We start from the raw sequence: 13,637 nt of genomic DNA on the forward strand, positions 1-13,637 counted from the left end.
GCGGGCATGGCGATTCTCGAGCGAAACCAGACCAGACGCGACCCGGCACAGGGCAGCCCGCCGGCCCCGGCGATCGCCATCGCCAGCGTCGTCCTGTCTATGGCGCTGGTAGCGGTCGGCAACGGACTGATGTTCGCCTATATCCCGGTCCGGCTCGGCGCCGAGGGCTTCGATCCGACCTGGGCCGGGCTGATCGTCACCGGCCTCTCGGCCGGCGGCCTGGCAGGCTGCATCCTGACCGGTCCGCTGGTACGACGCGTCGGCCATGCGCGCGCATTCATGGTGCTGTCGGCTTTGATCGTGCTGTCGAACGCCGCCGTCGGGGCCGGACCGCACCCGCTGTCGTGGATCGCGGCACGCGCGCTCTACGGCTTTGCCATATGCGGCCTGTTCATCGTTGCGCAAAGCTGGCTGAACGACGTCATCGCCAACGCCATACGCGGCAGGGTCATGGCCTTCTTCTACGTCGCCTATGTCGCCGGGCTCGGTGTCGGCTACTCCACACTGGCGCTGATCGACATAAGGGCAGCGGACGCGCCGCTGGTCGGCATCGCCTTCACCGCGCTGTCGATCCTCCCCGTCGGGTTGACGCGGCTCGCACAGCCGCCGCCGCCGCAGGCGGCGTCGGTGGCGCTTGGCCGGGCCTGGCGGATTTCGCCGGTCGGCGTCGCCGGCATGCTTGCCGTCGGCGGCCTGTCGATGACGATTTCAGGCTTTGCGCCGATCCATGCCACGGCCAAGGGCTACAGCCAGGCCGATGTGGCACTGCTGCTGTCGGCGATGCCGATCGGCACATTGATCTTGCAGATCCCGCTCGGCTGGATTTCCGACCGCACCGACCGCCGCTTTGTGCTGGTCGCCGCTTCGGCGCTTGCCATGGTGGCGGGCCTGTTCGCGCTGGGCTTCGATGGTGGTGCGCTGGCGGCGCTGGTCGTCATCTATGTGGTCTGGGCCGGCGCGTCGGAATCGATCTATTCGCTGGCCAGCGCACATGCTGCCGACCGCGCCGGCAAGGACGACATGGTGGCGCTGTCCAGTTCGCTGCTGTTCGCGTGGTCGCTGTCCGGCTTCATCGTGCCCGGCATCGTGACCGGGCTTTCCGCCGTCTACGGAACCCAGGCCTTCATCCATGTGGCCGTCGTCATTGCCACCGTTTTTTGCCTGTTCGTGCTGTGGCGCGTGGTGGCGATGTCGCCTGTTCCCGCCGCCGAGACCGGCAATTTCGCGCCGATGAGCGCGCAGGCACCGCTGCCCGTCGATCTTGCCTTTCCCTCCGAAGAGCAGCGCCGCGCGGATAAATAGCTATGCCGGGAATCGATCGTCTCACTGTCTGGTGACGGCTTCCTGCCGCGCTGCTTCCGGTGGTGGCGCGGGTATAGAAATGCCTTCGCTGTCGAAGGCCTGCTTGGCGCGTTTGGTGAGATCGATCTGGGTCGCGAAGAAATCGGCAGCCGAGGTCCAGTAGCGCAAGGTTATGGCGACGTTGCTGTCGCCGACGGTCGCCACAAAGGCAATCGGCGCCGGCTCCCGCCTGACGCGTCGCTCGTCGGCAGCGACGCCCAGCATGGTCTTTTGAGCGAGATCGATATCGTTCCACGAGCCGATGGTCAGGGTGATATCGGCGCGGCGGACGCCGTTGCGTGTATAATTGCGGACGGGCTGGTTCCACAGCGTCGAATTGGGAGCGAGCACGTAAACGCCTTCGACCGTTCTCAGCGTGGTGGCGAACAGCCCGATTTCCTCGATGGTCCCGGAAATGACCCCGACCTCGACATATTCGCCGATGCGGAATGGCCGCAGCGCCAGCAGCATGATGCCGGCGGCAATGTTCTGCAGCGTGCCCTGCAGCGCCAGGCCGATGGCCAGGCCGATGGCGCCAATGGCGGCAATGATCGAGGTCGTCTGGACGCCGAACTGGCCGAGCACCATGACGACAACGAGGAACAGTATGGCGTAGCGGACGATCCGCGAGAAGAAGTGGCGCAGCGTCGTGTCGAAGCTATGGATATGGCCGAGGCCGGCGTAGATCGAGCGCTGGGCAAGGCCGGCGACGATATAGCCGAGGACCAGCAGGATGACGGCGCCGATGGCCGAGAACGAGTACGAGACGATTAGAGCGCTGAGCTGCGCTAGGCCGGAGTGCACGGTGAGGAGAGCGTTCTGAGGGTCGACAGGCATGAGGGGGATCCGATTGGTCAATGCGCCGATAACCCTCGCCAGGCGGCAAGAGTTCCGATTTTTCTTCAACTGCGGAACCGGAAGAACGGTTCTTCGTTGGCTACGGTAGGGTTGCCGTCTTGAAACTGCAACGCAACTCTGCCTATCTAAGGGTGTCACCTGCTTTGAAGGGTGATTTGGTTGTTCTTGCTGCGAAAGGAAATACACTGAGAACAGCACTTTGGAAGAAGGCCGACATCGTGCCTTCGCCGGCCGGGATCAGCGTAAACGACGCCGTGTCCCGCGCCATCAAGACAGTCCTTGCCAGTCTGGAAGACTCCAAGGCCGAAAACATCGTCTCAATCGACATTCAGGGAAAATCGAGCCTCGGTGACTATATGGTCATCGCGTCCGGCCGATCGCACCGTCATGTCTCGGCTGTCGCCGATCATCTCCTCAAGGCGCTCAAGGATGCCGGGCTCGGCACGGCGCGCGTCGAGGGACTGGCCGGCGCCGACTGGGTCCTGATCGATTCGGGCGACATCATCGTCCATGTCTTCCGCCCCGAAGTCCGCGACTTCTACAATCTCGAAAAGATGTGGCAGGCGCCGGACCTCGAGGAAGAGACCCTCCACTGAGCCGTATCGGTGATGCATGTCGTTTACCAAAACGGTGACCACTTTTGGTGACATGCATTAGCGGCTCTTCGAGGCAGGGATGAAAATCACCGTTCATGCCGTGGGCCGGATGAAAGCCGGCCCCGAGAAGCTGCTCGCCGACCGGTATTTCGAGCGCTTCGCCAAGAGCGGGCTGGCCGTCGGGCTCGAATTCTCAGGGGTCGTCGAGATCCCGGAGGGCCGCGCCCAGACCGCCAACGAGCGTCGCCGCGAAGAGGGCCAGAAACTGCAGGCGCAGTTGCAGCCTGGCGCCGCGCTGATGCTGCTCGACGAGCGCGGCAAGAGTTTTTCCTCCGAGGATTTCGCCGGGCGCATCGGCCTGCTGCGTGATAGCGGCCGCAAGGCGCTGGTCATCGCCATCGGCGGTGCCGACGGTCACGACCAGTCGCTGCGCGATCAGGCCGACCTGATGGTGTCGTTCGGCGCGCCGACATGGCCGCACCAACTGGTCCGTGTCATGTTGGGCGAGCAGCTTTACCGGGCGGCCACAATCCTGTCCGGCCATCCCTATCATCGCTCGTGAGCCGTTGCAGATTTCGACCGAAACCGGTGGATTGGCGTGAGCCGCCCGGATTTTCGCCTCAATGCGTCACGAGGCTGTTTTCGGTCGGCGGGCTCTCGAACATGGTTGATTGTTCGTTAACGAAGCCACGCATAGAGTCGGGCTTCAATGGCTGAAGGTTGGAAATCGCGAACGGGCTTTTGGCGCGCAGGCTGCGGCTTGGCAGCGGCGGTGCTTATGCTGTCGCTCGGTGCCGCGCGGGCGCAGAGCAGGCTCGACATGGCGCCTGACCCGGACCAGAGCCGCGCCGAATACGAACGGATATCGCAGGAGATCACGCTGTCGTCGGAGCGTCTGGCCAGGCTCGCCGCCGACATGGCGACTGTCAAGAAGGACCATGCCTCGATCACCGCGGCGCTGATCCAGTCGGCGATGACCGAGCAGAAGCTCGGCCAGGACATCGAGGACATCGGTGCCAAGCTGGAAGGGCTGAAGGGCGACGAGCAGAAAATCCGCGCCTCGCTGGCTGCCAGGCGCGACGTTCTGGCCGAGGTGCTGGCCGCGCTGCAGCGCATGGGGCTCAATCCGCCGCCGGCCATCCTGGTCAAGCCTGAGGACGCGCTGTCGTCGGTGCGCAGCGCCATCCTGCTCGGCGCCGTGGTGCCGGAACTGCGCCAGCAGACCGAGATATTGCTGGCGGAACTCAAGGAGCAGTCACGGGTGACGGCCTCGATCGAGGCGGAGCGGGCGCGGCTGACGGCGGCAGTCGCCGAGCAGACGGCGGAAAAGAAGCGGCTCGGCATGCTGCTCGAAGCCAAGCAGAAGCTCGAAGCCGAGACGCAAACGGCCTTGGCGGCGGAAAAGCAGCGATCCGCGGCACTGGCGGCCAAGGCCGGCAGCCTGAAGGAACTGATCGCCTCGCTCGAGGCCGACAAGGCCCGCAAGGCTGCGGACGCGGCGAAGGCAGCCGAGCAGAAGGCCGCCGAACAGAAGGCCGCCGAACAGAAAGCCGCGGAGCAGAAGGCAGCGGGCGCCGACAAGGCCCCGGCACTGGGGGCTCCGGCGCAGACGGCTCCGGCACAGAAGGCCCCGGAACAGACGGAACTGGCGGCCCTGCCGGTGCCGGAAGCCAACCGGCTCACCGCCGCTGCACCGTTTTCGGCGCTTCAGGGGCAGATCGCGTTGCCGGTCACCGGCAAGATCAAGCGGCGGTTCGGGGCCAGCGACGGTAACGGCGCAGTGATGCTCGGTGACATGGTTGCGACACAATCGGGAGCCATCGTCACCGCGCCGGCGGACGGAAATGTACTTTATGCGGGACCTTTTCGCTCTTATGGTCAACTCTTGATCCTGAACGCAGGTGACGGCTATCATGTCGTTCTCGCGGGGATGAGCAGAATCAGCGTCGCGTCTGGCCAGTCGGTGCTCGCAGGAGAGCCGGTCGGCGCGATGGGAGAGGCCCGGGTGGCGAGCACCGCGGCATCGAAGAATGGAAATGCCACGCCGGAACTCTATGTTGAGTTCCGCAAGGATGGAAAACCCGTCGATCCGACCCCATGGTGGGCGGACCGTTTGTCTGGAAGGACGTGAGATGATGCGGAAACTGTCGCTTCTGTTTGCCGGTGCGCTGATGGGCGCATCCGCGATGAGCCTGGTCTATGGCGCGCCCGGCTCGACGGCGAACGCTGCGGGCTCCGAGACCTATAAGCAACTGGCGATCTTCGGTGATATTTTCGAGCGGGTGCGGGCGCAATATGTGACGCCGCCCGACGACAAGTCGCTGGTCGAAAACGCCATCAACGGCATGCTTACCTCGCTCGACCCGCACTCCTCCTATATGAACGCCGAAGAGGCGCAGGACATGCGCGTGCAGACCAAGGGCGAGTTCGGCGGCCTCGGCATCGAGGTCACCATGGAGAACGACCTGGTCAAGGTGATCACGCCGATCGACGATACGCCAGCTGCCAAGGCGGGCGTGCTTGCCGGCGACTATATTGCCAAGATCGACGGCGAGGAGGTTCGCGGCCTGAGCCTCAACGATGCGGTCGAGAAGATGCGCGGGCTGGTCAACACGCCGATCAAGCTCACCATCCTGCGCCAGGGCGCCGACAAGCCGATCGAACTGACGGTGGTGCGCGACATCATCAAGGTCAAGGCGGTCAAGTTCCGGGTCGAGAACGACATCGGCTACATCAAGATCACCTCCTTCACCGAAAAGACCCATGATGATCTCGAGAGCGCCATCGAAACCATCGAGAAGCAGGTGCCGAAGGAAAAGCTCAAGGGCTACGTGCTCGATCTGCGCCTCAATCCGGGCGGGCTGCTCGATCAGGCGGTGAGCGTGTCCGACGCCTTCCTCAACCGTGGCGAGATCGTCTCGACGCGCGGCCGCGATCCGAAGGACGTCACCCGCTTCGACGCGCGGCCGGGCGACGATATCGACGGCAAGCCGCTGGTCGTGCTCGTCAATGGCGGCTCGGCCAGTGCGTCCGAAATCGTTGCCGGCGCGCTGCAGGATTTGCGCCGCGCCACGGTCGTCGGCACGCAGTCGTTCGGCAAGGGTTCGGTGCAGACCATCGTCCCGCTCGGCGAGAACGGCGCGCTGCGCCTGACAACGGCGCTCTATTACACGCCGTCCGGCAAGTCGATCCAGGGCAAGGGCATCACGCCCGACATCAAGGTCGACCAGCCGTTGCCGCCGGACCTGCAGGGCAGGGACCTGACCCGCGGCGAGTCGGACCTGAAGGGCCACATCAAGGGCAGCGAGGAGGGCGATGCCGGTTCAGGTTCGGCAGCCTATGTGCCGCCGGAGCCGAAGGACGATCTGCAGCTCATCTTCGCCCAGCAGTTGCTGCGCGGCGAGAAGACCGATCCGGCGTTCCCGCCGAATCCGGACAAGGCTGTGCTGAACCAGTAGGGGCCGTGCTGAACCAGTAAAAGTCGATCAGCCGGACAACAGGTCTGGCTGCCTGATCGAAGCGATGTAATGCTGCCGGGGCCGCAAGGCCTCGGCAGTTTGATTCGGGGACCGCGGCTGGGGATGCGGCTTGGCTGACATCGGTAGTGACATCGAACGCCCACTCGGGCAGGCCGTCCGGCCGCCGCGCGCGGCCCGCAGGATCAGCGCTGGCGTGGTCGCGGCCACTCTCGTGGTGCTGGCCGTGATCGGCGTCTCCGGCGCGATTGCGCTGCGTGAAAGGCCGTTTCAAAAGCCGGAGGAAGTCGCCGTTTCGACGCCGAAGGCGACAGCCGTGGTCGAACCCGCAGCGCCGGTCACTGAGCCGGCGCCGAAGGCCGAAGCAGCGTCCAAGGCGAGCACATCCAAGACCGGCGGATCGAAGACGGGCGGGCCGCAGATCATCCACATGCAGGCCGAAGCGGGCGACGGTCCGCCCGGGGCCATCGTCATCCACGACCCTTCGACGACCGGCCAGAACCTGAGGATCGCGCATATTCCCGACAGGGCGCTGGTCGAGTCCGGCGAAACCGGTCCGTTGCCGGTTCGTGCTGCCGACGGCAGGCGGCCATTCGATGTCTATGCGCGACCGTGGTCCGGTGCGCGCGGTGCGCGCGTGGCGATCGTCATCGGCGGGCTTGCCGTGTCACAGACCGGCACGCAGGCGGCCATCGCCAAGCTGCCGGCCGAAGTGACGCTGGGCTTCGCGCCGCAGGGCAACAGCATCGGCCGCTGGATGCAGGCGGCGCGGCAGAGCGGCCATGAGATCGTCATGCAGGTGCCACTGGAACCGTTCGACTATCCGAATGTCAATCCCGGCCGCAACACGCTGACGGTCGTGGCGACACCCGACGAGAATTTGGAGAATTTGCGCTGGGCGCTGTCGCGGACGACCAATTACACCGGCGTCATGAACTATATGGGCGCTCGTTTTTCGGCCGACGCGGCGGCGATGGGGCCACTGATGGCCGAGCTTGGCAGGCGCGGCCTGGCCTATGTCGACGACGGTTCGTCGGCACGCAGCCTGGCGCCCGAACTGGCGTTGAAGAACGGTGTGCCGTTCGCCGCCGGCGACACGTCGATCGACGCCGTGCGCGACCGCGGCGCCATATTGAAGAAGCTGGACGAACTGGAAGCCACCGCGCGGGCGAAAGGCTTTGCCGTCGGCATCGGCTCGGCCTTCGACCTGACGGTCGACACCGTGTCGTCCTGGGTGATCGAGGCCAAGAAGCGCGGCATCGAGATCGTGCCGATTTCGGCAGTGGCGGCGGATCCGGAAAAAGGTTGAGCATGGCGAAGAAAAAACCGGTCGACCCCGAGACGCTGCCCTATCGTCGCTGCGTCGGAGCGATGGTCCTCAACGGAGACGGGCTGGTCTGGGTCGGGCATCGCATTGCCGAGCCGGACAGCGAATTCGCCGGCACGACGCAGCTCTGGCAGATGCCGCAGGGCGGCATCGACAAGGGCGAAGAGCCGCTGCAGGCGGCACAGCGGGAACTCTACGAAGAAACCGGCATGCGCAGCGTCTCGTTGCTGAATGAGGCGCCGAACTGGATATTTTACGACCTGCCGGCCCATCTGGTCGGCGTCGCCTTCAAGGGAAAGTATCGCGGCCAGACGCAAAAATGGTTCGCCTTCCGCTTTCACGGCGATTTGAGCGAGATTGAGATCAATCCGCCGCCGGGCGGCCACACCGCCGAGTTCGACAGATGGGCCTGGCGGCCAATGGAGGAATTGCCCGACCTGATCGTTCCGTTCAAGCGTCAGGTCTATGAGGACGTGGTTGCGGCATTCCGGCATCTGGTTGCGTAGGCCTGGCGCAAGCCGCGCTCGCGCCGACCACGGTTGCCGCGTCGGCGCGGTGGCCTTATTGATGGCCGATCCGCTGCAGACGGGATTGGCATGAACGGCATTTCCAAAAAATCTCTTTCTGAAAGGGCCGTCAAAGCCGCGCCGATCAGCGAAGCGGCGGCCGGCGCCATATTGACCGTCGATCTCAGCGCCATCCGCGAAAATTACCGGCGGCTCAAGGCGCGGTTGGGCGGTGTCGGCTGCGCCGGTGTCGTCAAGGCCGACGGCTACGGGCTCGGCGGGCCGCAAGTGGCGGCCGCGCTGGCGGCCGAAGGCTGCGCTGTTTTTTTCGTCGCGCATCTGGCCGAGGGTGCCTTGCTGCGCCAGGCGCTCGGCGCACGGGCGGCGATCCATGTGCTGAACGGCATTCAGCCGGGCGCCGAAAGCGAAGCCGTCGCAGCGGAGCTGGGCGTGGTCATCAACAGCGCCGGCCAGCTCGCCGCCTGGCGTGCGGCGGCGCAGCGGGCCGGCCACAAGCTCAAGGCTGCAATCCAGGTCGACAGCGGCATGTCGCGGCTCGGCATGGCGGCAGCCGAGGTGGAGTCCGTCGCTGCCGACCCGCAGGCTTTCGACGGTATCGACGTCACCTTGGTGATGAGCCATCTCGCGCGCGCCGACGAGCCCGAACATCCGGCCAACGAGCAGCAGCGGCTGGAATTCGAGCGGTTGCGCAAGGTGCTGCCAAAGGCGCCGGCCTCGCTCGCCAATTCCTCCGGCATCTTTCTTGGGCAGTCCTTTCACTACGACCTCGCCCGGCCCGGTGCGGCGCTCTACGGCATCAATCCGACGCCAGCGGTGGAAAATCCGATGCTGCCAGTGGTGCGGCTTCAAGCAAAAATCATCCAGACGCGCAGCCTCGAGAGGGGAGCCGGCGTCGGCTATGGCCATATTTTTCACGTCACCGATTCGCTGATCGCCGCAACGATCTCGCTTGGCTATGCCGACGGCTGGCATCGACGTGCGGCCTCGGCCGCCTGGTTCGAAAATGTGCGCTTGCCGTTCCTGGGCCGTGTGTCGATGGATTCGATCGTCCTCGACATTTCGGCCCTGCCGCCCGGCAGGCTGAAGGCGGGCGACCTCGTCGAACTGATCGGCCCGTCGCAGACGGTCGACCAGGCGGCCGGCCATGCGGGCACCATCGGCTATGAAATCCTGACCAGCCTCGGACACCGCTTTCACCGGCGCTATGTGAATGGATAGCGCGCGGGCTTTTTTAGGCATGTGTCGTCGTCCCAAAACCTCCTGCCTACTTTTGGGCGACATGCTTGGGCACTTGGCGGACGCGGTAAAATCCGGCAGACAGAAAGCCACGATGCGCCCGCTGACAAGACATCGTTCTGGAGAGCTATGCGATGAAGATCTTCGTGCTGGGCGGCGGCGTCATCGGGGTCACCACTGCTTATTACCTGGCCGAGGCCGGCCATGAAGTGACGGTGATCGACCGCCAGAAGGGCCCGGCGCTGGAAACCAGCTTTGCCAATGCCGGCGAGATCTCGCCAGGCTACGCCTCGCCCTGGGCCGGTCCCGGCGTCCCGCTGAAGGCGATCAAATGGCTGCTGATGAAACATGGGCCTCTGGTGGTGCGGCCGACTCTCGATCCACGTATGTGGGTATGGCTGGTCAGGATGCTGCGCAACTGCACGGCCGAGCGCTATGCAGTCAACAAGGCGCGCATGGTGCCTTTGGCCGAATACAGCCGCGACACGCTGAAAGTGCTGCGCGAGGCGACCGGCATCGCCTATGACGAGCGCAGCAAGGGAACGCTGCAGCTTTTTCGCACGCAACAGCAGCTCGATGGCACAGCCGGCGATGTCGAGGTGCTGAAGACATATGGCGTTCCCTACGAGATCCTTGATCCCGACGGCTGCATCGCGGCCGAGCCGGGCTTGGCAGGGATCCGTGAAAAGTTCGTCGGCGGCCTGCGGCTGCCGGGCGACGAGACCGGTGACTGCAAGATGTTCACTGACCGTCTGGCCGAGCTCTGCGCAGCGCGCGGCGTCACCTTCGAATACGACACGTCGATCAGGCGCATCGTGCGCAAGCGCAACCAGATCGCCAACATCAATACGAGCAAGGGATGGAAGGCCGCCGACGCCTATGTGATGGCGATGGGCAGCTATTCGGCCAAATTCATGCGCTATCTGAAACGACCTATCCCGGTCTATCCGGTCAAAGGTTATTCTATCACCGTGCCGATCAAGGATGCTGCCGCAGCACCGGTGTCGACGGTGATGGACGAGACCTACAAGGTGGCGATCACCAGGCTCGGCGATCGCATCCGGGTCGGTGGCACCGCGGAGATTTCCGGCTTCGACCTGACGCTGCATGAATCGCGGCGGCGCACGCTCGAACATTCGCTCGGCGACCTTTTTCCAGGCAGCGGCGACATGCGGTCGGCGACCTTCTGGTGCGGGTTGCGGCCGATGACGCCGGATGGGCCGCCGCTGATCGGCCGCACCGAGTTTTCCAACCTCTATCTCAACACCGGCCACGGCACGCTCGGCTGGACCATGGCCTGCGGCTCGGCCAAGGTCCTGGCCGACATCATTTCCAGCCGGGTGCCGGACATCGATGTCCGCGATCTCGGACCGGAGCGATACCACCGGTAGGATCGGAAGGGTCCTTCACGCATTTAAGCGGGGTGAGAAACTTGCCGCGTGACTCGGGATCAGGCTCCAACACACCTCGCCGCGTCAGAGAAAATATCGTCAGACGAACAGGCTTCGCTCCCGTTCCACCGCCCTGGTGATGAAGCTTGCGACGATCTGGACGCGGCGCAGCGGCCTGACCGATTCGTGATAGACCAGCCAGTAGGCGCGGCGGATCGGCGCGACGATGTCGACGGCCACCAGTTCCGGCATAGAGTGGGCGACGAAGGTGTGCAGGATGCCGATGCCGGCGCCGGAGCGCACCGCTTCGGCCTGGCCGAGCGCCGAGGAGATGGCGAAGCTCGTGCGCCAGTCGGCGCTGAACTCGGCCGCATAGTCGAGCGAGGGGCTGACGATGAGGTCCGGCACATAGCCGATCAGCGTGTGCCGGCCGAGCTCGGCCGGCGTCTGCGGCAGGCCATGCGCGTCGGCATAGGCGCGGGACGCGAACAGGCCGAGCGTGTAATCGACCAGCTTTCCCGCCACCAGCCTGCCTTCCGTCGGTCGCTCCACGGTGATGGCGATGTCGGCTTCGCGCCTGGACAACGAGAAGGAACGCGGCACCGGCACCAGCTGGATGGTGAGTTCACGGTGAAGCGTCGTCAGCGCGCCGAGGCGTTTGGCCAGGAAGGCGACGCCGAAACCATCAGGCGCGCCGATGCGCACGGTGCCGGAGACGTCGTCACCTTCGCCCGCGACGGTCGCGCGGGCGGCGATCATGTCGCCTTCCATGCGCTCGGCGATGTCGAGGAAACGCTCGCCCGCCGGCGTCAGCTCGCTGCCGGTGGTCAGCCGACGAAAGAGTTTTGTGCGCAGCGCATCCTCGAGCGCGGCGACGCGGCGCGATACTGTGGCGTGGTTCAGCTCCAGCCGCTTGGCCGCGCCGAGGATCTGGCCGGCACGCGCCACCGCCAGAAAGATGCGGACGTCATCCCAGTTCATGAGGAGGGTCCGGATGACAATCGTCGACGTTGCGTTCCGTGGCACGGGGCGCGAAAGAACTCAATTTCTCTATCCTTGCCGCTAAGGAACCTGCATCCTATCATTTGCGGCAATTGATGCACAGGCGTCGCTCGCACTCTATTTACCGCACAACGGTTGCGTGTTCGCTCGCGTTGCCATCGGCGGCGCAAAGGCGGACAATGCCGCATCACAAATACAGGGAGAGAAAACCATGATCGACTACGGTCATTTCATCGGCGGCAAGCGTGTCGCCGGGACCAGCGGCCGCAAGCAGGACGTCATGCAGCCGATGGACGGCACGGTGCGCGGCACCGTGGCGCTGGCTTCGCAGGCGGAGCTGCGCGCAGCCGTGGAGAACGCCAAGGCGGCGCAGCCCGGCTGGGCGGCGACCAATCCGCAGCGTCGGGTGCGCGTCCTGATGAAGTTCCTCGAACTGGTCGCCCGGGAGTACGATGCGCTGGCCGACATTCTGGCGCGCGAGCACGGCAAGACCATCGCCGACGCCAAGGGCGACATCCAGCGCGGCCTGGAAGTGGTCGAGGTCTGCATCGGCGCGCCGCACATGATGAAGGGCGAGTTCACCGACGGCGCCGGCCCCGGCATCGACGTCTATTCGATGCGCCAGCCGCTCGGCGTCGTTGCCGGCATCACGCCGTTCAATTTTCCGGCGATGATCCCATTGTGGAAGATCGCGCCGGCTATCGCTTGCGGCAACGCCTTCATCCTGAAGCCTTCGGAGCGCGACCCGGGCGTGCCGATGCGTATCGCCGAGCTGTTCATCGAGGCCGGCCTGCCAGCGGGCATTCTCAACGTCGTCAACGGCGACAAGGAGGCGGTCGACGCCATCCTCGACGATCCCGACATCAAGGCCATCGGCTTCGTCGGCTCGACGCCGATCGCCCAGTACATCTATTCGCGCGGCTGCGCGGCCGGCAAGCGCGTGCAGTGCTTCGGCGGCGCCAAGAACCACATGATCATCATGCCCGACGCCGACATGGACCAGACCGTCGACGCGCTGATCGGCGCCGGCTACGGCTCGGCCGGCGAGCGCTGCATGGCGATCTCGGTGGCTGTCCCGGTCGGCAACGATACCGCCAACCGGCTGATGGAAAAGCTGGTGCCGCGCGTCGAAAGTCTGAAGGTCGGCCCGTCGACGGATTCGTCCGCCGATTTCGGCCCGCTGGTGACGGCGCAGGCGCTGGAGCGGGTCAAGGGCTATGTCGACATCGGCGTCAGGGAAGGCGCCAACCTGGTCGTCGACGGGCGCGGCTTTTCTATGCAGGGCTATGAGAACGGCTACTATATGGGCGGCTGCCTGTTCGACAACGTGACCGCCGATATGCGCATCTACAAGGAAGAGATTTTTGGGCCGGTGCTCTCGGTGGTGCGTGCGCCGACCTACGAGAACGCGATCAAGCTCGCCAACGATCACGAAATGGGCAACGGCGTCGCCATCTTCACCCGCGACGGCGATGCCGCCCGCGATTTCGCCTCGAGGGTCCAGGTCGGCATGGTCGGTATCAACGTGCCGATCCCGGTGCCGATCGCCTACTATACGTTCGGCGGCTGGAAAGCGTCTTCCTTCGGCGACCTCAACCAGCACGGACCGGACGCATTCCGGTTCTACACCAAAACCAAGACGGTGACCTCGCGCTGGCCGTCCGGCGTGAAGGACGGCGCCGAATTCGTCATCCCGACGATGAATTAGCCGGACGGTTGCTTGTCCTGCGCGTCCTCGCCTTCGGCTGCGGGCGCGCGGGCAGGCGTGAAGGACGGCGCCGAGTTCGTCATCCCGACGATGAATTAGCCAGTCGACAAACAGCTCCAGATTTTATGAAAAAGGCCCGGCCAGAAACCGGGCCTTTTTGCTGACCGGTCGCGGC

At 64.9% G+C, this 13,637-nt stretch carries 12 protein-coding genes; 10 read left to right on the top strand and 2 right to left on the bottom strand.

Annotated elements, in window-relative coordinates:
- Window positions 1-6 precede the first annotated feature (6 nt).
- The gene (locus AC0L18_RS10780) at window positions 7-1,302 is read left to right on the top strand and encodes an MFS transporter (RefSeq protein WP_473492135.1); all 1,296 of its coding nucleotides are present in this window, start codon (window positions 7-9) and stop codon (window positions 1,300-1,302) included.
- Between the two features lie 21 nt (window positions 1,303-1,323).
- Here the strand turns inward: AC0L18_RS10780 and AC0L18_RS10785 are convergent, their stop codons facing one another.
- A complete protein-coding gene (locus tag AC0L18_RS10785) occupies window positions 1,324-2,178 on the bottom strand; it encodes a mechanosensitive ion channel family protein (RefSeq protein ID WP_473492136.1) in 855 nt (284 codons plus the stop codon).
- Window positions 2,179-2,417: 239 nt separating this feature from the next.
- On the opposite strand from AC0L18_RS10785, the gene rsfS reads away from it, so the two are divergent.
- From rsfS to AC0L18_RS10825, 8 genes are all read left to right on the top strand, one after another.
- Entirely contained in the window at window positions 2,418-2,795 is a 378-nt protein-coding gene (gene rsfS / locus AC0L18_RS10790; protein WP_023800052.1) for a ribosome silencing factor, read from the top strand.
- A 79-nt stretch (window positions 2,796-2,874) separates the two neighbouring features.
- Complete coding sequence (gene rlmH, locus AC0L18_RS10795; protein WP_473492138.1) at window positions 2,875-3,357, top strand: 23S rRNA (pseudouridine(1915)-N(3))-methyltransferase RlmH; 483 nt, start codon at window positions 2,875-2,877, stop codon at window positions 3,355-3,357.
- 147 nt (window positions 3,358-3,504) lie between these two features.
- Window positions 3,505-4,926, top strand: a complete 1,422-nt coding sequence (locus AC0L18_RS10800) for a murein hydrolase activator EnvC family protein (RefSeq protein ID WP_473492140.1) — start codon at window positions 3,505-3,507, stop codon at window positions 4,924-4,926.
- Between the two features lies 1 nt (window position 4,927).
- Window positions 4,928-6,253, top strand: coding sequence for a S41 family peptidase (locus AC0L18_RS10805; RefSeq protein WP_023800050.1), 1,326 nt, complete (start codon window positions 4,928-4,930; stop codon window positions 6,251-6,253).
- 130 nt (window positions 6,254-6,383) lie between these two features.
- On the top strand, window positions 6,384-7,580 hold the full coding sequence (locus tag AC0L18_RS10810; protein ID WP_473492142.1) for a divergent polysaccharide deacetylase family protein: 1,197 nt from the start codon (window positions 6,384-6,386) through the stop codon (window positions 7,578-7,580).
- A gap of 2 nt (window positions 7,581-7,582) precedes the next feature.
- Window positions 7,583-8,104 (top strand): RNA pyrophosphohydrolase, encoded by a 522-nt coding sequence (locus AC0L18_RS10815; RefSeq protein ID WP_473492143.1) that lies wholly within the window; start codon window positions 7,583-7,585, stop codon window positions 8,102-8,104.
- Window positions 8,105-8,194: 90 nt separating this feature from the next.
- Window positions 8,195-9,343 (top strand): alanine racemase, encoded by a 1,149-nt coding sequence (gene alr / locus AC0L18_RS10820; protein ID WP_473492145.1) that lies wholly within the window; start codon window positions 8,195-8,197, stop codon window positions 9,341-9,343.
- Between the two features lie 152 nt (window positions 9,344-9,495).
- Entirely contained in the window at window positions 9,496-10,752 is a 1,257-nt protein-coding gene (locus AC0L18_RS10825) for a D-amino acid dehydrogenase (RefSeq protein ID WP_473492146.1), read from the top strand.
- Between the two features lie 99 nt (window positions 10,753-10,851).
- On the opposite strand, the gene AC0L18_RS10830 is transcribed toward AC0L18_RS10825, so the two are convergent.
- Entirely contained in the window at window positions 10,852-11,733 is an 882-nt protein-coding gene (locus AC0L18_RS10830) for a LysR family transcriptional regulator (protein ID WP_128171135.1), read from the bottom strand.
- A gap of 232 nt (window positions 11,734-11,965) precedes the next feature.
- Here AC0L18_RS10830 and AC0L18_RS10835 point away from each other — a divergent pair, with 232 nt between their 5' ends.
- Complete coding sequence (locus AC0L18_RS10835; protein WP_473492147.1) at window positions 11,966-13,462, top strand: CoA-acylating methylmalonate-semialdehyde dehydrogenase; 1,497 nt, start codon at window positions 11,966-11,968, stop codon at window positions 13,460-13,462.
- The last annotated feature ends 175 nt before the right edge of the window (window positions 13,463-13,637 follow it).

The organism is Mesorhizobium sp. WSM4819, from assembly GCF_055811215.1.

Bases quoted from the DNA above. Each gene is read 5' to 3' on its own strand.
- AC0L18_RS10785 (WP_473492136.1), bottom strand. From the start codon at position 2,178: ATGCCTGTCGACCCTCAGAACGCTCTCCTCACCGTGCACTCCGGCCTA.
- rlmH (WP_473492138.1), top strand. From the start codon at position 2,875: ATGAAAATCACCGTTCATGCCGTGGGCCGGATGAAAGCCGGCCCCGAG.
- AC0L18_RS10805 (WP_023800050.1), top strand. From the start codon at position 4,928: ATGATGCGGAAACTGTCGCTTCTGTTTGCCGGTGCGCTGATGGGCGCA.
- alr (WP_473492145.1), top strand. From the start codon at position 8,195: ATGAACGGCATTTCCAAAAAATCTCTTTCTGAAAGGGCCGTCAAAGCC.
- AC0L18_RS10815 (WP_473492143.1), top strand. From the start codon at position 7,583: ATGGCGAAGAAAAAACCGGTCGACCCCGAGACGCTGCCCTATCGTCGC.
- AC0L18_RS10780 (WP_473492135.1), top strand. From the start codon at position 7: ATGGCGATTCTCGAGCGAAACCAGACCAGACGCGACCCGGCACAGGGC.
- AC0L18_RS10825 (WP_473492146.1), top strand. From the start codon at position 9,496: ATGAAGATCTTCGTGCTGGGCGGCGGCGTCATCGGGGTCACCACTGCT.
- AC0L18_RS10800 (WP_473492140.1), top strand. From the start codon at position 3,505: ATGGCTGAAGGTTGGAAATCGCGAACGGGCTTTTGGCGCGCAGGCTGC.
- AC0L18_RS10830 (WP_128171135.1), bottom strand. From the start codon at position 11,733: ATGAACTGGGATGACGTCCGCATCTTTCTGGCGGTGGCGCGTGCCGGC.
- AC0L18_RS10835 (WP_473492147.1), top strand. From the start codon at position 11,966: ATGATCGACTACGGTCATTTCATCGGCGGCAAGCGTGTCGCCGGGACC.